The 18,815-nt window shown below is 59.6% G+C and carries 17 protein-coding genes and 1 tRNA gene; 6 read left to right on the top strand and 12 right to left on the bottom strand.

The genetic code is table 11. From position 1 onward, the window contains the following. Positions 1-72: 72 nt before the first annotated feature. Positions 73-1,761 (bottom strand): 30S ribosomal protein S1, encoded by a 1,689-nt coding sequence (gene rpsA, locus QM647_RS05790; protein WP_414994523.1) that lies wholly within the window; start codon positions 1,759-1,761, stop codon positions 73-75. A 289-nt stretch (positions 1,762-2,050) separates the two neighbouring features. Beyond that, entirely contained in the window at positions 2,051-2,662 is a 612-nt protein-coding gene (cmk, locus tag QM647_RS05785; RefSeq protein WP_414994522.1) for a (d)CMP kinase, read from the bottom strand. A 134-nt stretch (positions 2,663-2,796) separates the two neighbouring features. Between cmk and QM647_RS05780 the strand changes: the two genes are divergently transcribed. Further along, positions 2,797-3,456 (top strand): hypothetical protein, encoded by a 660-nt coding sequence (locus QM647_RS05780; RefSeq protein ID WP_414994521.1) that lies wholly within the window; start codon positions 2,797-2,799, stop codon positions 3,454-3,456. Between the two features lie 52 nt (positions 3,457-3,508). Here QM647_RS05780 and aroA read toward each other — a convergent pair whose 3' ends face one another. Next, positions 3,509-4,789 carry a 3-phosphoshikimate 1-carboxyvinyltransferase gene (gene aroA, locus QM647_RS05775; protein ID WP_414994520.1) on the bottom strand — a complete coding sequence of 427 codons (1,281 nt, stop codon included), beginning with the start codon at positions 4,787-4,789 and terminating at the stop codon, positions 3,509-3,511. Positions 4,790-4,915: 126 nt separating this feature from the next. Here aroA and QM647_RS05770 point away from each other — a divergent pair, with 126 nt between their 5' ends. From QM647_RS05770 to QM647_RS05760, 3 genes are all read left to right on the top strand, one after another. Continuing rightward, positions 4,916-5,407, top strand: a complete 492-nt coding sequence (locus QM647_RS05770) for a TIGR02300 family protein (protein ID WP_414994519.1) — start codon at positions 4,916-4,918, stop codon at positions 5,405-5,407. Between the two features lie 184 nt (positions 5,408-5,591). Continuing rightward, positions 5,592-5,667, top strand: a tRNA-Ala gene (locus QM647_RS05765). A 91-nt stretch (positions 5,668-5,758) separates the two neighbouring features. Then, a complete protein-coding gene (locus QM647_RS05760) occupies positions 5,759-7,195 on the top strand; it encodes a DHA2 family efflux MFS transporter permease subunit (RefSeq protein WP_414994518.1) in 1,437 nt (478 codons plus the stop codon). Positions 7,196-7,225: 30 nt separating this feature from the next. On the opposite strand, the gene QM647_RS05755 is transcribed toward QM647_RS05760, so the two are convergent. After that, positions 7,226-8,260: a 2'-deoxycytidine 5'-triphosphate deaminase gene (locus QM647_RS05755; protein WP_414994517.1), complete on the bottom strand. Its 1,035-nt coding sequence runs from the start codon at positions 8,258-8,260 to the stop codon at positions 7,226-7,228. A gap of 74 nt (positions 8,261-8,334) precedes the next feature. Here QM647_RS05755 and apaG point away from each other — a divergent pair, with 74 nt between their 5' ends. Continuing rightward, positions 8,335-8,736: a Co2+/Mg2+ efflux protein ApaG gene (apaG, locus tag QM647_RS05750; RefSeq protein ID WP_414994516.1), complete on the top strand. Its 402-nt coding sequence runs from the start codon at positions 8,335-8,337 to the stop codon at positions 8,734-8,736. Between the two features lie 147 nt (positions 8,737-8,883). Here the strand turns inward: apaG and QM647_RS05745 are convergent, their stop codons facing one another. The 5 genes from QM647_RS05745 to QM647_RS05725 form a co-directional block, all read right to left on the bottom strand. Next, positions 8,884-9,414, bottom strand: a complete 531-nt coding sequence (locus QM647_RS05745; RefSeq protein ID WP_414994515.1) for a GcrA family cell cycle regulator — start codon at positions 9,412-9,414, stop codon at positions 8,884-8,886. A gap of 342 nt (positions 9,415-9,756) precedes the next feature. Next, on the bottom strand, positions 9,757-10,800 hold the full coding sequence (locus tag QM647_RS05740) for an NAD(P)-dependent alcohol dehydrogenase (RefSeq protein WP_414994514.1): 1,044 nt from the start codon (positions 10,798-10,800) through the stop codon (positions 9,757-9,759). 56 nt (positions 10,801-10,856) lie between these two features. Continuing rightward, positions 10,857-11,267, bottom strand: coding sequence for a helix-turn-helix domain-containing protein (locus QM647_RS05735; protein WP_414994513.1), 411 nt, complete (start codon positions 11,265-11,267; stop codon positions 10,857-10,859). A 57-nt stretch (positions 11,268-11,324) separates the two neighbouring features. Continuing rightward, positions 11,325-11,879, bottom strand: coding sequence for a helix-turn-helix domain-containing protein (locus QM647_RS05730; RefSeq protein WP_414994512.1), 555 nt, complete (start codon positions 11,877-11,879; stop codon positions 11,325-11,327). A 141-nt stretch (positions 11,880-12,020) separates the two neighbouring features. Next, positions 12,021-13,136: a PA0069 family radical SAM protein gene (locus QM647_RS05725; RefSeq protein WP_414994511.1), complete on the bottom strand. Its 1,116-nt coding sequence runs from the start codon at positions 13,134-13,136 to the stop codon at positions 12,021-12,023. Between the two features lie 260 nt (positions 13,137-13,396). Between QM647_RS05725 and QM647_RS05720 the strand changes: the two genes are divergently transcribed. Then, a complete protein-coding gene (locus QM647_RS05720) occupies positions 13,397-15,553 on the top strand; it encodes a TonB-dependent receptor (protein WP_414994510.1) in 2,157 nt (718 codons plus the stop codon). On the opposite strand, the gene QM647_RS05715 is transcribed toward QM647_RS05720, so the two are convergent. From QM647_RS05715 to QM647_RS05705, 3 genes are read right to left on the bottom strand one after another with little or no spacing between them, the layout of a single operon-like run. Next, on the bottom strand, positions 15,554-16,570 hold the full coding sequence (locus QM647_RS05715; protein ID WP_414994509.1) for a hypothetical protein: 1,017 nt from the start codon (positions 16,568-16,570) through the stop codon (positions 15,554-15,556). It lies immediately after the preceding gene. Beyond that, the gene (locus QM647_RS05710; protein ID WP_414994508.1) at positions 16,567-17,583 is read right to left on the bottom strand and encodes a glycosyltransferase family 2 protein; all 1,017 of its coding nucleotides are present in this window, start codon (positions 17,581-17,583) and stop codon (positions 16,567-16,569) included. The genes QM647_RS05715 and QM647_RS05710 overlap by 4 nt, the downstream gene beginning before the upstream one ends. Beyond that, a complete protein-coding gene (locus tag QM647_RS05705; protein WP_414994507.1) occupies positions 17,534-18,670 on the bottom strand; it encodes a GNAT family N-acetyltransferase in 1,137 nt (378 codons plus the stop codon). Before QM647_RS05705 ends, QM647_RS05710 begins: the two co-directional genes overlap by 50 nt. Positions 18,671-18,815 lie beyond the last annotated feature (145 nt).

Genomic DNA, 18,815 nt, shown 5'->3' with positions numbered 1-18,815 from the left:
TTCAGCCTGACCCGGAACCGTTTTAGCACACAAACGCTATAGTGATTCCGGGTGCAGGGACTGTGGTCCTGCTTACGAGCCTGCCTTGTCGCGCAGGGCGGCGCCGAGGATATCGCCGAGCGAAGCGCCCGAATCCTGCGAACCGTACTGCTCGATGGCCTGCTTTTCGTCAGCCATTTCCAGGGCCTTGATCGACACGGACACCTTGCGGGCGGCCTTGTCGACATTGGTGACCTGGGCGTCGATGCGATCGCCGACGGCGAAGCGCTCGACGCGCTGCTCGTTGCGGTCACGCGACAGGTCGGACTTGCGGATGAAGGCCGACATCGGGGCGTCGTCGTCACCGAACTTCACTTCGATGCCACCGGAGGTGACTTCGGTGACGGTCACGGTGACGGTCTGGCCCTTCTTGAAGGTGTCGCCGGTCATCGGATCGCTGCCAAGCTGCTTGATGCCCAGCGAGATGCGTTCCTTTTCGACGTCAACGTCCAGAACCTTGGTCTTGACGACATCGCCCTTCTTGTACTTGGCGATGGCTTCTTCGCCGGCCACGTTCCAGTCGAGGTCCGACAGGTGAACCATGCCGTCGATGTCGTTTTCGAAGCCGATGAACAGGCCGAACTCGGTGGCGTTCTTGACTTCGCCTTCGATGGTCGAACCGACCGGATGCTGAGCCAGGAAGTCGTCCCAGGGGTTGTTCTGGGCCTGCTTCAGGCCGAGCGAGACGCGGCGCTTGGAGGCGTCCACTTCCAGCACGACGACTTCAACTTCCTGCGAAGTGGAGACGATCTTGCCCGGATGGACGTTCTTCTTGGTCCACGACATTTCCGAAACGTGCACCAGGCCTTCGACGCCCGATTCCAGCTCCACGAAGGCGCCGTAGTCGGTGATGTTGGTGATGCGACCGGAGAACTTGCCGCCGACCGGATACTTCAGGTCAACGCCATCCCACGGATCGGATTGCAGTTGCTTCATGCCGAGGCTGATGCGCTGCGTATCGGGGTTGATCTTGATGATCTGGACGCGGACAGCGTCGCCAACGTTGAGGACTTGCGACGGATGCGAAACGCGCTTCCAAGACATGTCGGTGACGTGCAGCAGGCCGTCGATGCCGCCGAGGTCAACGAACGCACCGTAATCGGTGATGTTCTTGACGACGCCGTCACGGATTTCGCCTTCAGCCAGCTGACCAACCAGCTCGGTGCGCTGTTCGGCACGGGCTTCTTCGAGGATGGCGCGACGCGACACGACGATATTGCCGCGCGGACGGTCCATCTTCAGGATGGCGAAAGGCTGTTCCTTGCCCATCAGCGGGGCGACATCGCGCACCGGACGGATATCGACCTGCGAACCGGGCAGGAAGCCCGAGGCGCCGTCCATATCGACCGTGAAGCCGCCCTTGACGCGACCAACGATCGTACCCATGACCGGCTCGCCCTTGTTGAAGATAACTTCCAGGCGGGTCCAGGCTTCTTCGCGACGGGCCTTCTCGCGGCTGATGACCGCTTCGCCCATGGCGTTTTCAACGCGTTCCAGATAGACTTCGACGGTGTCGCCGACCTTCAGGTTGCCGCCTTCGGAGCCGAATTCCTTCAGGCTGATGCGGCCTTCGGTCTTCAGGCCGACATCGACCATGACGTATTCTTTTTCGACGCCGACGACGAGGCCGTGAATGACCTGGCCTTCGAGCATGTCGCGACCGTGCATGGATTCATCAAGCAGGGCGGCGAAATCGTCGCGCGACGGATTGTATTCGCTCATAGAGACTCTTTGTTTGCTGGCGCGTGTCCCGGACTTTTATGTCCCGCAAACGGCAATGAGGCCGTGACGTCTGACGGGGAAAGGGCGCGGGGGTGCGACTTTGGGTTTTGTGAATATATTTGCTGGGAGGCGACGTGAAGACGGCCCCAATCAGGTGCGGTGCAGGCCTTGTAGCTCACTCAATTTAACCGAAAAGTGCGGACACTTTCTGGATTGAGTTCAAGGCCCCGAAGACGTCCCGTGTGCTGCCTCTAATAAAACCGCTGTTGGATTTAACGTTCTCGGAACGTCACAGGCGGCTTTTCACAAGGGATCGCGCAGTCGCGATGGCAGCGTCTATACCCAAGTCGGACGTATCTAGCAAGAGCGCATCTTTGGCCATCTCAAGCGGTGCGCTGGAACGCGAGGAATCGCGCTCATCGCGAATGCGGATATCCTCCAGCACCTCGGCCTCGGTAAGGGCCGGATTGAGCTTCACCAGCTGCAGCCAGCGGCGATGGGCGCGCACTTCCGGCCGGGCGGTGACGAACAGCTTGACCACGGCATGAGGCGCGATGACGGTGCCGATATCGCGGCCATCGAGTACGGCGCCAGAAGCCTGACCGGCGAAATCCTGCTGGTATTTGAAGAGGGCGGCGCGCACCTCCGGGATGGCGGCCACACGCGAGGCACGCTCACCGGCTTCCCGGCCACGCAGAGCGTCATCGGCCAGCACTTCGGCATCGATCAGGCTGGCGGCCAAAGCGGGATCAATATCGCGCACATGGGCCAGATAACCGGCGGCGCGATAGAGCAGGCCGGTATCGAGAAACGGCAGGCCATAGTCGACGGCGATCACCGAAGCGAGCGTGCCCTTGCCCGAAGCGGCCGGGCCATCGAAGGCGATAATCAGTGGACGCACATTTCTTCCGATTGAATTAAAGGTTAACAGATTGCGTAAAAGTGGTAGGCTACAGCCATTGGTAGTTGGCTTTAACATAGATTGCGCGATTGGTCGGGCATTAAAGTTACTATTTTACTGAGGGCGGGGGCTCAATGTTTGAGGGGAATATTTTATCTGTTGCAAGTTTGGCGCTTGGGCTATGCCTGATCGCTGCGCTTTTCTATCTATGCAGAATTCGAGCCCAGAAAGTGGCTGACGCCGCCCAGCTGCTATCGGGTGACATTCGGAAAAATCGCAAGGCGTTTGCCGAATATGCGGAACTGGTCAGTGAGCTTAAAAGCGCTTACCAGAACAACACCGCCGATCTGCCCCCCCAGATACCGCGCCTGCGTCTGAAGATAGACGAAATCAAACCCATGCTGCTTTATGCGGTGCAATGTGATAAAATCAACAATCGTGTCAGCGATATCTTTTTCCTGGCGTATCGCCGCGCCCGCTACGCCAGGGCCTATAGCGCGGCGGTCATGTTCTTCGGCATGCTGGGCCTTTTGCGCAGCTCGAAAATCACCGGCTTCATGCGCTCCATCAAAATGCTCGAGACCTATCTCACACGGAAAGCACAGAGCACGCTCAAAAGCCAGGTCATCGAAAGCTTCACCGACGACTATTTTGAAGAAACCATCTACGGCATTATCACCTCATTGGAAGGAGAGGTAAAAAGCTTTGAGGCCATGGCCCCTATCCTGGACAAGCTGGAAGACGATCTCGACAAGATTAAGCAGCAGAATGAGCGCTGGCTGAGCTTTATCTAACCCAAGCTATCCATTGGCGGATTATACCAAGTCTGGTGCAATCGAACGCTATCTATGACTCGAAACTCATCTCGACTCCCACGCTTTCCAGGTCGCGCCAGTAACCGGGATAGGTCTTGGCCGTGCAGCCGGGATCGAGAATGCGCAGGCCATCGATCACCAGCGCTGCCTGAGCGAAGGCCATGGCAATCCGGTGGTCGGCATAGGTATGGATATCGGTCTCGACCTGCTTGCCAATCAGACTACGATCCGGCGTCACCAGCAGGTCGTCGCCGATTTCCTCGGCCAGGCCCGGCTGGATGCGGTTCAGTTCGGTAGCCACGGCATTGATGCGGTCGCATTCCTTGACGCGCAGGTTGGCGATACCGACAAAGCGCACCGGATGATTATTGAAGGCGGCCAGAACGGCGATGGTCGGGATGGCGTCCTGCATCTGACTGCCATCGATCACGGCCGGCAGGTTGGGGAACTGCTTTATATAGTCATAGGCCTTGGCATCGGGCTGCATCATGGCTTCGGGCGCAATGCCTATATCGATGCCGGTGCCCAGCAGAGCATTGATGCCCCAGATATAGGTGGCAGCGCTGGCGTCCGGCTCCACCCAGTAATCGCGCGCTTCATAAGGCGTATTGGCGATATCCCAGCTCAAAGGACCCGTCTGCGTGATCCGGGCGCCGAAAGCCTTCATGCACTCGAGCGTAATATCGATATAGCCGCGCGCGCCGATATCGCCGTCCTTCACCTTCAGGGAAAACGGCGCATCGCCTTTCGTACCGGCCATCATCAGGGCCGAAACATACTGGCTGGACAAACTGGCATCGACCTCAATGGAGCGATTGGCAAAACCGCCCGCGCTGGTCACGGTTACCGGCGGGCAGCCGGTCGGGGCACTGGCTGTGACGCCGGCAGCGTTCAGCGCCTCGACCAGCGGCGCGATCGGCCGCTTCTGCATATGGATGTCGCCGGTCAGCACAGTCGTGCCGGTTATATTCGCTGCGGCAGCCGTCAGAAATCGCACGGCCGTGCCAGCATTGCCGAGGAACAGCGGTTCCGCCGAAGGCGCAAGCGTGCCGGTGCTCGTCACCACGAAATCCGTGTCGCCCGTCTCTTCCACCGTCACGCCGAGCTGGCGCAGGGCCTGGGCCATATATTTGGTGTCGTCGCTTTTCAAAGCGCCGCTGACAGGACTGCGCCCCTTCGCCAGGGCTGCGATCAGCAGGATGCGGTTGGTGATCGATTTCGAGCCCGGCAAGGCAATTTTGCCTGACAAACCACTGCGGACAGGCACAAGTTTTACGGCAGTCGGGTGGGCGGCGGTCGGCTGGCTGGACACGGGAAAGTCTCGGCTTATACGAAAAAATGAACTCTGCCCGCAAAAGGGGCTTTGACAGGAGGCTTATCTAGTGGCAAGGGGGCCGACGCAATCGAAATTTTCTAAAGACTGAAAGAAGGACGTCTCGTGGCTGATCCTGCCTTAGGTACCAAACAAATCTGCCCCAACTGCACGGCAAAATTCTACGACCTGAACAAGCATCCGGCGCACTGCCCGCGTTGCGACACCGAATTTGACCAGGAAGAAATCGTCCGCACGCGCCGTTCGCGCGTCCGCACCACCGCTCCTGACTACGAGGATACCGACGAGGAGTCCGAGGATCAGGTCAAGGGCAAGACCGGCGGCGAGGACGACGAAGACGAAGAGCCGGAAACCATTACCCCGGAAATCGACGAAGTGGTCACCGACGATGCCCTGCTCATCGACGAGGACGAAGATCTCGATCCTGCCGATCCGGCCCGCGTCGGTTCGCCCGGCGAAAACGTCGACATGGACATCGAAGACGCCGACCTGGGCGATGACGATGGCGACGACGTGCCCTTCCTGGAAGACGACGAGGACGCCGATTTCGACGAAGAGATCGACGGCCTGCCGACCGACGAGGACGATGATCACTAAACGGGATCACAAATTTGAAAGCCGCCGGATCGCTCCGGCGGCTTTTTTCATGTCTCTTCACCAGACCTGTGAAAAAGTTCAAAAAAAATTGCAAAAGGGCTTGCGTCGTCTCAAGGCCTGAACTAGAAGTCGCCGCCTCGGACGGGGCCACCCGCCCCAAGCCATCCGGGACCATCTGAAAGATGGGGCATTAGCTCAGCTGGTAGAGCGCTTGCATGGCATGCAAGAGGTCAGCGGTTCGACTCCGCTATGCTCCACCATAAGGCCCGCTTCCCTAAAGGAATGCGGGCCTTTCCATTTCTGGCTTGCACCCGCGCCATACGCGGCACAGAGTGAAGGCAGGAGGCCCCATTGACCCAGGCCGAACGCACCCCCGAAATGACCCGACGCCTGCTGCCCTGGCTGGTGGCCGTCGCCTTCTTCATGGAAGCGCTCGATACCACCATCCTCAATACCGGCGTGCCAGTAATCGCCAGAGCGCTCGGTGTCACCGCGCTCAGCATGAAGGCCGTGCTCTCGAGCTACACATTGAGTCTGGCCGTCTTTATCCCGATCAGCGGCTGGATGGCTGATCGCTTCGGCACGCGCACGGTCTTCGCCGCAGCCATAGCCCTCTTCACCCTGGGTTCGCTACTTTGCGGCCTCTCCACCAATATCCATATGCTGGTCGCCTGCCGTGTGCTGCAGGGCATGGGCGGCGCCATGATGACGCCTGTCGGGCGGCTGGTGATGGTACGGACATTCGAACGGGCCGAACTGGTCAAGGCCATGAGCTTTGTCGCCATGCCGGTGCTGATCGCCCCCATGCTGGGGCCGCTGGTCGGCGGCCTGATCGTCGATTACCTGCACTGGCGCGTTATCTTCTTCGTCAATGTGCCTGTGGGCCTCATCGGCATGCTGATGGTCTGGTTCAACATGCCGGACTACCGCGGGGCCTCGCGGCCGCTCGATGTGCTGGGCCTGATCCTGTTCAGCTCCGGCATCGCGCTCCTCTCCTATGTGCTGGAGGTTTTCGGCGAGCACCGGCTGGGCATAGGCGGCATACTGGGCCTGCTGGCCATCTCCCTGCTGCTGATCCTGGGCTATGGCCTGCACGCGGCCAAGACGGCCTTTCCCCTGCTTAACCTGACCCTGTTCCGCCTGCGCACCTTCACGGCGGCGGTCAGCGGCAGTTTCATCACCCGGCTGGGCATAGGCGGTGCGCCCTTCCTCCTGCCCATGCTCTACCAGATAGGTCTCGGCCTGACCCCGGTACAGTCGGGCCTGCTGATCATGCCGCAGGCCCTGGCCTCGATGACCACCAAGACCCTGCTGCCGCGCGTGCTGGCACGCTTCGGCTATCGCAATATCCTGATCACCAACACCCTGGCGCTTGGTGTCATGTTGATGCTTTTCGGCACGATCAACCGCGGCACGCCGGTGTGGCTGATCGTGGGGCAGGCCCTGATTTATGGCGTGCTGACCTCGCTGCAGTTCACCAGCATGAATACCCTGGTCTATGCCGATGTGCCACGCGACCAGTCGAGCGGCGCCAGCACCATTGCCAGCACCCTGCAGCAGCTGTCGGTTTCCTTTGGCGTGGCGGCGGCGGGCCTGACGACGATGTTCTTCCTGCCGACAACGACCACCAGCAATCCCACGCTCATGATCGATGGCCTGCACAAGGCCTTCTTTGTGCTGGGCGGTTTTACGCTGGTTTCAAGCCTGATTTTCAGCCGTCTGAAACGCGATGACGGCAGCGCGGAATCCGGCGGCAAGGACCTGCATCTCGACGAAGCGAAGGGCTGACAGGTTAGCCGACCAAAGACCGCGACTTCCCTACCATGGCCTGAAATGCTTGGATAGCTTCAGGCCCTGCTTCTGGTAGTTCGAGCCCAGCTGGCCATAGAGTTTTTCCGGCCGCGCGGTCAGGGGTTCATAGACCAGCCGCGCCACGGTCTGGCCGTCTTCCAGCAGGAAGGGGGTCTCGTGGCAGCGCACCTCCAGCACGCCTTTCGAGCCGGTGCCGGCCGCTTCCGCCGTTCCGAAGCCGGGATCGAAGAAGCCGGCATAATGGACGCGGAACTCGCCGACGCCCGGATCGATCGGCAGCATTTCCGCCGCCTCCATCACCGGGATCTCGACATCGGTCTTTGAGGCCAGGATGTAGAATTCGCCCGGATCGAGCAGCAGTTCGCCGCCGGCATAATAGAGCGGCTCCCAGAACTTTTTCGGATCGTGCCCGGCGATATGGTCGAGATCGATGATGCCGGCATGCCGACGGGCGCGGAAGCCTACCAGCTCGCCGGTCAGGTCAACGCCGCAGTCGGAGGTGCGCAGCTTGGGCGATGCGCCACGCTTGAGGCGCAGTTGGTTGAGGCGCGTGCCCGAGCGCGCCAGCACTGAAAAGGTCTGCGGAGCGATTTCGAGATAGAGCGGGCCGGAATAGCCTTCGGCGACATCATCGAAGGCCACGCCGTAGTCGGTCAGCAGGCGCACAAAGACATCGACCCGGCCGGTGGAGGACTTCGGATTGGCGCGCGCCGAAATGCCTTGCGGCAGGTTCAGGCTTTCCTTGAGTTCGGCGATATAGACGCAGCCGGATTCGAACACCGCGCCGCGCGTCAGGTCCATTTCGTGCATCTGCACGTCGCGCAGACGATCGGCGACCGTGCGGCTGCGCGGCAGGTAGGAGGCGCGGACCCGCCAGGCGCGATTACCCAGGCGCAGATCGATACTGGCTGGCTGGATCTGGTTGTCGTCGAAGGACGTGGCGCTCGTCACCACGCCCGCCTCGGCAAGCGCCGCCAGGCTCTGCATCGGCAATATGCCTTGCGGCTCAGGCTGATCGGCGGGAACGGGGATTAAGGACATCACGCGTCGCAATTCTCTTTATCTGATCGGGCGCACCATTTAAGAGAGCTTATTCAACTCAGCAAGCTTTAAACATGTTTTACCAGCACACCAGTCATGACATTACGGTTCGGGTCGAGGTCGACTACGTGCCGCCGGAAAACAACAAGCGCGCCTCTGACATGCGCCATGTCTGGGCCTATCATATCACCATGATCAATACCGGTGACGATACGGTGCAATTGAAGACGCGCCACTGGACCATCATGGATGCGCGTGGCCAGGTCGAACATGTCAATGGTCCGGGGGTGGTCGGCGAAACGCCGGTGCTGGCGCCCGGCCAGACCTACAGCTATTCCTCGGGTTGCCCTTTGAACACCTCATCGGGTTCGATGAGCGGCTATTACATGTTTGAGGACGAGGATGGGCGGCCGCTGAAGATTATCATCCCCACCTTCTCGCTCGACCTGCCAAATGCAAGACGAACATTGAACTGATCTCTTTGACACAGCCTAATCGAGGGCAAGGTTTGGCTGATGCTTCTGGTATGGCTGGGTGCAGCCATCGCCCTTATTGCAGGTCATCGCTCATGAAAAAGCCCCGCAATCCGAAGATTGCGGGGCTTTTTCAATAAAGATCGCGCTTTACAGGTAGCGGCGGAGCGAGCGGGAAAGCTCCGTGCCGCTGTCGCGCTTCTTGGTCTTTTGCGACGGCTGATAGGCCACGCGGGCGTGCTCCACGCAATAGGGCGTGCCGTCATCCGAACGGCGACCGCAGAAGGAGAAGCTGTCCGAGGACGGATCGCCGATCGGCCACTTGCACATCTTGGCGCCGAGGGTCAGCACGGTGGCGGTGCCCGGTTCCTCGACATAGGGCACGACCGGCTGGTTGATCACCGGGCGAGCCAGAACAGGCTCGGTGCGGCGGACCGTGGCCTGCGCCGCCGGGCGCTCGGCCGGCGCGCTCGATACCGCGGGACGCGGCGGGCGGGCGGGCTTATAAAGGGGGCGTGTCGGTTGCGAAGGCGCGGCGCGGCCCGACAGGCCAAGACGATGCACCTTGCCGATCACGGCATTGCGCGTGACGCCGCCAAGCTGCTTGGCGATCTGGCTGGCGGAATGGCCTTCCTGCCAGAGCTTTTTCAGCGTTTCTACGCGTTCGTCGGTCCAGCTCATACTCTCACTCTCCCATGCTGATCCAGATCAGTTGCAGTTTGAAAGCAATCAAACCACAAGATATAGATGATCCCAAAGGCATCCATGCCCCCGTTGTCAACAGATGGTAAACGAATTGTTAAAAACCGCAATATATGGTGGGAGGGGAATTCCAGTCTGTCCACATATATCTAGATGTTGTGTTTTTATAATCCACATATGTGGATAACCGCCCTGTTCAGGGCCTTGCATCGAGCGATATTCTGCGGCGGGAAGCGTCCGCTTTTTCTGAGCGGAATCAAAAGGGGCCGCCCGTTTTGGGCAGCCCCGTCTCGAAATCTTATATAGGTTCCAACAGACGTATTACAAGGTAGACATGTCGATGCTGAAGCGATAGCGCACGTCCTGCTTCAACATGCGCTCATAGGCGGTGTTGATGTCCTTGATGTCTATGACCTCGACATCCGAGGTAATGCCATGCGCGGCACAGAAATCGAGCATTTCCTGCGTCTCGGCGATGCCGCCTATACCAGAGCCCGCCAGACGCCGGCGGTTCAGCAGCAGGGAGAAGGCGGCGATCGGCTGAGGATTTTCCGGCGCCCCCACCTGGCATAGGGTCGCGTCGCGCTTCAGCAGGTTAAGATAGGCGTTGCTGTCGTGATCGGCGGAGACGCAATCGAGGATGAAATCGAAGGAGCTGGTATGGGCCGCCATTTCGCCGGCATTCTTCGATACCACGACCTCATGGGCGCCGAGCCGCTTGCCGTCCTCGACCTTGGATGGTGAGGTGGTGAACAGCACGACATGGGCGCCCAGGGCACGGGCAAACTTCACCCCCATATGACCGAGGCCGCCGAGGCCGACAATACCGACCTTCATGCCCGGCCCAACCTTCCAGTGGCGCAGGGGCGACCAGGTGGTGATGCCGGCGCAGAGCAGCGGCGCCGTGGCGGCGAGATCGAGTCCTTCGGGAATACGCAGCACAAAGCCTTCATAAACGGTGATCGATTTGGCATAGCCACCATTGGTCGGCTTGCCTGTGTGCGGCTCGATACCGCCATAGGTCTGGATATTGCCGACATCGCAATATTGCTCCAGCCCCTCGCGGCAGTTCGAACAGGTACGGCAGGAATCGACCATGCAGCCGACACCGACGAGGTCGCCTTCCTTGAATTTGGTCACTTCCGATCCGACCTTTGAGACGCGCCCGACGATTTCGTGGCCGACCACCACGGGATAGGTCGTGAAATGCCATTCATTGCGCGCCATATGCAGGTCGGAATGGCAGACGCCGCAATAGAGAATGTCGATGACCACATCTTCCGGTGTGGGATCGCGGCGCTCGATGGTCAGCGGACCAAGGGGTTTGTCGGCCGCGGGCGCGGCATAGGCTTCGCATCGAAACATGGGAGCATCCTGATTTTGGGCGGGAGATGCCCTTCAGGTAATCCCGAACGCCTGGTTTACAAGGCGTGTCGCGAATTGTTCACAGAACAAATTGGCGACGCCGGCAAGGTGCGGCTCATCAGCAGGAGCATCTGCAGCCGGTCCTCCGGCCAGTTCAGCAGGTGCTCGAACAGGCTGGGATGACGGCTTTGCAAAGCGCGGGCCGCGACCAGCCATTCGGGCGCCTGACTGACCTCATCATTATCAGGCAACAGGTCGGCGGCCCGGCATTTCAGCACGCGACTGATATCGCATAGCATGGAGGCGCTGACACGATTGGAACCGCGCTCGTATTTCTGTATCTGCTGGAAGGTGAGCCCGACCGCGCTGGCCAGGGCTTCCTGGGATAATTTACGGCTGCGCCGGCGTTCACGGATATTATGCCCCACGATCATATCGACGGGATGAGGTTTTCTGTACACAGCCATTCGCATTCCGTTATAAAATCAATTTATAATTGAATTTATCAACCATATCGCCTTGCGTCAATCGCCCCGGAGTAATATGCGGTGAATCGCCTGCACCTGCGAATGCAGCACCTGTTCCGTGCTTTCCGGATTGATGCGGCGAAAATAGAGAAAGCCGTCCCGTTCGCGTTCATAAAGCCGTACCAGGCGTTCGCCAGACTTCAGTTCCACCAGGCAGCCCTCCATGCGCTTGGGCGGGCGCCCACGCTGGAAGAAGACTTTTTCACCCGGCTCACACCACGGCGCCATGCTTTCGTCGGCGACAATATGGCTTTCCAATTCCTGCGGAAAGGCTTGCCACCAGGCGCTTTCACGGGAAAAGCGCGAAAAGGGAGCGGTTTCCGAAACGGTATAAAGTTCGCGGTCGAGATCGGCTTCGCTGGCGCCGACAGCCCGCAGATAGGCGCCGATCCGGTCGTCCGGCCAGGCAACGGCGGCATTTTCCCAGCGGCTCATGGCCTGGGCGGATACCCCGACATCGGCCTGAAGTTCGGCCAGTGATTTGCCGGCCCTCTGGCGCAGGAGCTTCATGGCAGCGGCGAAACCGGGATCTTTGGCGCTTTGTCGTCTCATGGACACATCATCAACGAGACGAATGCAAACACTACAGATAAAAAATCACTTTTATCAACCTATATCAACCGACCATATCAGACAATCGTCACGATGGCCTTCTTAATAGCCCCGGGCCTAATCAACAGCGAAACGTGTCGCTTAGAACAAATTCAGCTGCGGATCGCCACCGCGAAACAGGCTGAGATCGAAGGGCGCGCCCGGCTTGCCCAGCCCATAACGCTTGATGCCCAAGGCCAAACGTTTCTGAATCAGCTCGGCATAGGGCCCGCTGCCGCGCATCCGGCTGCCGAATTCGGCATTGTAAAGCTTGCCATTACGGCACTGGCGGATGTGGTTCAGCACCTTCTCAGCACGATCCGGGAAATGCGCCCGCAGCCATTCCTCGAACAGGGTCTTGATCTCGTGCGGCAGCCGGATCAGCGTACCGCCGGCGCGCGTGGCGCCATGGGCGGCGGCGGCTTCCAGTATGGCCTCGATTTCATGATCGGTCAGGCCGGGAATGACCGGCGCCACCAGCACACTGGTCGGTATACCGACGTCACTCAAAACCCTTACCGTTTCCAGGCGTTTCATCGGCGTCGCGGCGCGCGGCTCCATAACACGCGCCAGGTCACGATCGAGCGTGGTGACCGACAGGGTGGCCTTGAACAGCCGCAAGCCTGCCATTGGCGCCAGCAGGTCGATATCTCGCTGGATCAGGGCTGATTTGGTGACGATATGGACCGGATGACGAAACTCATACAGCACTTCGAGTATGCCACGCGTCAGCTTTTCGGAGCGCTCGGTCGGCTGATAGGCATCGGTATTAATGCCGAGCGCGATGGGCGCCGGTGTATAGTTACGCGCCGAAAGCTCGCGCCTCAGAGCTTCGGCCGCGTCCGGCTTGCGGAAGATACGCGTCTCGAAATCCATACCTGGCGACAGATCGAGATAGGCATGGGTCGGGCGCGCAAAGCAATAGATGCAGCCGTGCTCGCATCCTTTGTAAGGGTTTATCGAGCGGTCGAAATGGATATCGGGCGAGCTGTTGCGGCTAATGATATGGCGCACCGTATCGACGCCCAATATCGTCTTGCGCCGCGCCTTCGCCCAATCGTCACGTTCATGATCGCTCCAGCCGTCATCGATCTCGAAACGGTCGGCCACGCCAAAGCGATGGCTGGGCCGGTTCGATACCGATCCCCGCCCCTTGCGCGGCAGGTCAGGCAGGGCATCGTCACTTTTGGTGCGCGTATCTGGCGGTGGGGCGGGCATAATCAATACCCTATACCCACCAAAGAACAAATCAAGAACAAATGATCGATAAATCTTATATCTGGACGTTCTCCGGTTCATTTGAACACGGCCTCACACAGGCCAACAGGCAATGAAGAACATACCGCTAAACAGTATGCTACTCTTTTGAAATATAAACAAAAATTCATGAATTAAACTTAATTTTCGCGACCCCTCCCTCAACACAATTTGGCCCGATTTCCTGCCGCTTATTTGCAGCGCACAATAAAGGGGCCGATATGCGACACATTCTCTATGCAGGCGTGGGATTGATGGCTTTGCTGGCCGGGCAGGCCCTGGCGCAATCCTCGACGACCTCAGAACAGCCGCAGGCAGCAGCGGCCGCATCGCAAAACGACAAGGACACCACCACCATCATCGTCAGCGGCAAGGCCCCCACAGTGGTGCACAAGATCGACCGCACGATCTACGACCTCAAAGACAATCCGCAGGCGACAACGGGCAGCGTATCGGACGTGCTCGGCACCCTGCCCGCCGTCAATGTCGACAGCAGCGGCAATGTCAGCGTGCGTGGCGGTTCGGTGCAGGTCGTGGTCGATGGCAAGCCATCGCCGGCGCTCAAGGGCAACAATCTGGCCCAGGCGCTGCAATCCATGCCGGCCAATACAGTCGCACGCATCGAGGTAATCACCAATCCCGGGCCCGAATTCCGCACCAATGCAGCCACGGTCATCAACATCGTCACGAAAAAGACCGGCAGTCAGGCCCCCGCCGGCGGCATCGTTATAAACTTTGGTGAAAACTCACGGGTCAATACCGCACTGTCAGGATCCTTCGGCGTCGGGAAATGGACGTTCAATGGCGGCCTCAGCCTGCGCGCCGACAGTCGCTCCAATACCGCGCATGTCGATCGCATCAGCCGCAATAGCGATGGCTCGACCGCCACGCATATGGTCGAGGACGTCACGAACCAGACGCACTCCCAGAACAGCAAGTTCGACCTGGGGGCCAGCTATGCCGCCGGCGACAACGATACATTCAACCTGGCCGGCAACGTCTCCATACGGCCGCGCAATCAGGCCAAGGGCGACCGTATCGTCTTTTACGATCCAACCACCAACGCCGTTACCAGCGATACGGATACCGATTCCTACAGCTCGGGCCACTACAACAGTGGCTCGCTCACCGGCAACTGGAAGCACAAGGGCAAGCGCGACGGCGAAACCTTCACCGTCCAGGCGATGCACGAAGAAGACGAATTTTACCAGACCGTGCCCTATGCCGTAACTTACCTGGTACCGGAGTCACCTGACACCGCCTACTGGCAGGTACTGACACAGCGCAAGCTGACCGACGATCTCAGCGGCGATTACGTACTGCCGCTGGGCACCGACACTCAGTTCAAGACCGGTTTCGATATCGAAAGCACCCGCACCACGACCTATAGCGCCGCCTACGATATCGATACGGAGACCGGCGCGCATACGCCGCGCAGCACGAGCAATGGCTATTTCCTGCTCGACCAGACCCTGAGCGCCGCCTATATCGATTACCAGCATCCGCTCGGCAAATGGATCGTCGAGGGTGGCCTGCGCGTCGAGAACATGCTGACCCGCAGTCGTTACGACCGCGGCGAGCCCTTTACGACAACTTCGGATGTGCAGTGGAGCCCGAGTGTCTATCTGAGCCGCGACCTGACGACGAAGAGCAAGCTGAAATTCAGCTACAGCCATCGCATCGACCGCCCCGATGACGATCAGCTTTTCGGGCTGGAACAGATCCTCGACGCCCAGGATATCTACACGGGCAACCCCTATCTGAAACCGGCCCAGACCGAGTCCTTCGAAACCGGATATACCTACACTACCCGTCCTGTCAGCTTCAGCGGCACCTTTTATCTGCGCCAGACCCGCAACAGCATCGTCAACTACAACTATTACCGCAATCCCGGCGATACGGTGCTAATCACCAGCGTGGAGAATGCCGGGCGCGGCAATGCCGACGGCCTCGACATGTCACTGGACCTGCACCTTTGGCCAAAGGTTGATATCAGCCTGAGCAGCAACATCTTCCATATCGACCAGACCGCGCCGGTAGACGGGGTCGATGTCCGGCAGAGCCTGAACACAGCTCAGAACAAGTTGACACTCGGGTTCAATCCCACCAAGGCGGACAGCCTGCAGATTCAGTATGTCGACAATGGTAAGGAACTGGAAGCCAATGGCTGGGGCGAAGGACAGCCCTTCATCAACCTGACCTATACCCGCAAGCTGTCACCGAAACTGAAACTGGTCGTCACCGATATGGATGCCACAAATTCCATGGGTTGGCACCAGTACATCGAGACGTCGCAATACCGTGACGATACGGTCTTCAAGCAGCACGGCCGGATCATCTATGTCGGTATCGATTACAAGCTGGGCGCAGGCAAGTAGTCAGGCGGCCTTATCGCTACGCTTGCGGGTCCGCTTCGATGCCGCCGGCACGGCCTGCATCGGGCGGTTCAAGGTAAAAGGCTTCACGCCCTCATCATAGACAATCGTGCCCGGCCATTTCGGATCAAGCGAGAAGCAGGCCTTGAGCGGGCTCTTGTGGCCCTTGAAACCGCCCTTCAGAAGCTTGTAGGCGCGCGCAAAGACGATCTTGAGCGGCTCCAGGATCTTCGGTGAACGTTTCAGGCTGGGATTGAGACCGAACAGACGGCGCAGCAGACCGTTGGCATAGATGACATTGGCATGCCACAGGGCGCGCGGCGTCATGAACTCGATCGACAGCGAGACATTGACCATGTCGCCATTGACGATGCGGTGCGGGGCATTCTGCGGCCAGGTCAGCATTTCACCCGGTTTGAGATCGTGGATCAGGGCCTTGTCATCGAAGGCCGTTTCATAAGGCAGGTTCTCGTCGCTTTCGCGCAGGGCGATGCCCTCGATCTGGCGGTCTGAGAAGAAACCGGCATCGGCCGGATAAAGACAGACCTTTTTCACGCCGCGGATCTGCCACAGCATGACCATCGGCATGTCGAGATGATAGACGACGTGGGCATTGGGCGAGGAGATAAGCAGGCCCAGATCGGTCTTGAGGTTATGTGTGCCGGTCTTTTCGGCGACTTCCCTGAATATCTGATCGCACAATGCGCCCACGGCAGGGTCGGAATGGTTGACGCGGCGCAGGTTCAGCCACAGGCGGCCGTGCTTCACAGCCTCCATCAGGGCACGGCCATCCAGCTCAATGCCTTCCCGGGTGGTGCGGCGGCCGAGATACCACTCGCCAAAGACCGTCGGGTCATAGCCCATGGTGAAGATTTCGAGGCTTTCGCGCGGATAGCGGTCGATCAGTTCGATCAGCGCCTCTTCGGTGAACAGGGGGCTATCGGCCACGTTCTGGGTGAAGACGAGATTCTCCCTGGTGAAGGCGCGCTGCTTTTCCGGAGTCCAGTTGATCAGGGTCATGGTGTCGTCTTCACATCTTTCTTGAGCAGGGCCTGCCCATAGAACTTCATCTTGAACGGTGGGAACCACAGGGTCTTGCCGAGCCCACGCGCCGCCTTGTCGAGCACGAAGGCTCGGCGCGAATGGCGGATAGCAAACAGGACCAGGCTCGCCAGACCGAATATCCCGGCCTGAACCAGTCCCTGGGCCATCCAGGCGCCACATGCAAGATAGCGGCCATTGACCCCGCTGGAATGGCTGGGGCCCTGACCATAGGCAAAGCCGCGCTTCAGGGTATAGGCCAGCGTGGCGCGGGCGGGCGGCACATCCTCGAAAACGGGGGCATCCGCCGCCCAGGCCATGACGCGGCCCTCGGCCTTCATGGCGGTGAACAGGATATCGTCCTCGCCACCCATCTCGTTCTGCAGGGTGCTGAACGGGGCTTTCGAGGCCAAGGCTGCCGTTTTCAGCAGGGAGTTCCCACACCCGTAATAATGCGGCAGGATTTCCGACTGCGCCGGGCCGAAACGCGAGAAGAAGTGCTCGAAATAGGCGCGATTATCGCGGGTTTCGGCCGGGATGCGGGCGGTGACCGGACCGAACACCACATCAGCGCCGAAGTGTTTCTGCGCCATCAGCAGGCGGTTGAGCCAGTCGGCCGGCGCCTCCTCGTCATCGTCAAGGAAAGCAATGAAATCGGCTTCACAAGCGCTGACGGCGCTGTTGCGCGCATTGGCCACGCCGGTTCTCGGCTCGTGAATATAGGTGACTGAAAATGGCGCCTCAAAGCCCTCGACCTGAGCCTTCGCCGAGGCTTCCGGGCTGTTATCACAGATGATCAAACTGAGGTCAGACACGCCCTGCTGCGCCCGGATCGAACGCATGGCGGTTTCCAATCCCTGCGGACGGCGGAAGGTCGGGATGATCACGCAGACAGAGGCCTGGGCGCTAACGGCACGGGAGATATTCAGCGGTTCGGTCCGGCTATCCGGCATCAATGGCTCCCAGCCGGCGCGGAATGCTGGAGACAGCATGGGCTACCCCCTTCGCACGGCCGACAAGATCAAGTTCGAGGCAGGCGATCTGATCGAAACGCCGGTTGAGGCGGGTTACGGCGCCGGACACCCGACCACCCATGGCCTGCTGCAGGCGACCTGCGGCCAGGGAGAGGTTCCGGCCAAGGCGACCGGAAGGCGAGGCACCGTAGATACCCACATGGCGCACAGGATAGGACAAATTGCTGAAGGAGTTCTTATAATGGCTCTGGCCGGTTGAAAGATCGTAGTAGCTGACGCCAGCGGCCTTCAGCGGCGCCTGGCACTCCATCAGGAAGATCGAGCCCGGCGAGAAGCTTCCGAAGGCTGGATCATAGGCCGATATCCACGGATGCATCCGGTCGCCGAGGCGTGGGCCATAGTGGAAAAGCGCCGGCTTGCCGCCGATGGTCATGGTCAGGAGCGAGCCATGGAGGCCATCGGGCGAGGCTTCGAACAGGCGTTCTAGCAGGGCGGCGGCCCACGGCGGCGACATGAAATCGTGCAGGCCGTTCTGGCTGAGCTGTTCGCGCTTCAGGCGCAGCATCCGGTCGAAATGATCGCGATTACGGTCGTTGACGATGAAATCGATCTCGCCGTGCGCCTCGATCAGGTTGCGGCGATGGCGGCTGACATTCTTGCGATGCTTGCGGCTGAGAGTGTCCGTTGCCCCCTCCAGGTCGATGCCGTAGGCCATGTCGGCCTCGCCACCGGTGTCGCCGAAGAGGTTATGCGGGTCGATCAGGCCGATGGCCTGGAAACGGTCGATCCCCGCCGCCTTGAGGGCATCACGGCCATCCAGTTGCGCATCGGGAAAGGTGATCAGGGCACTGTAATCGGAAAACGGCGCGCCGACGGGGCGGGCGAAGCGGTGCGGACGACGGTGATGGGGCAGGAAGCCGATGATCTGGCCTTGCTGGCGGAATACGGCCACGAATACGTCATCACGGCCCATCGCCACAGCACGGGTAAAGTCCGGCGACAGCAAGGGTGACCGAAACAACGGAGTCAAGGCACACATGGCGCGCCAGGTCCGGATATCACGGTCGGTCAGGGCGGAAGGCGTTATCAGATCACAGGTCAGCATTAGGGGTCACAGGAAAAAAACACAAAAGGGTCCGTAATCCGCGCCGATGCAAGCCGCAGGCCATTTTACGCAACGTAACCACGTTTTGCGAAATGGTGCTGAAATACCTTGAAACCAGGCCATAAAGTCAAATATTCACGTCATT

Source organism: Asticcacaulis sp. (assembly GCF_047605585.1).
Taxonomy (GTDB): domain Bacteria; phylum Pseudomonadota; class Alphaproteobacteria; order Caulobacterales; family Caulobacteraceae; genus Asticcacaulis.
Note: the sequence above shows the minus strand (reverse complement) of the source record. Positions and strands in the feature narration are given on the sequence as shown.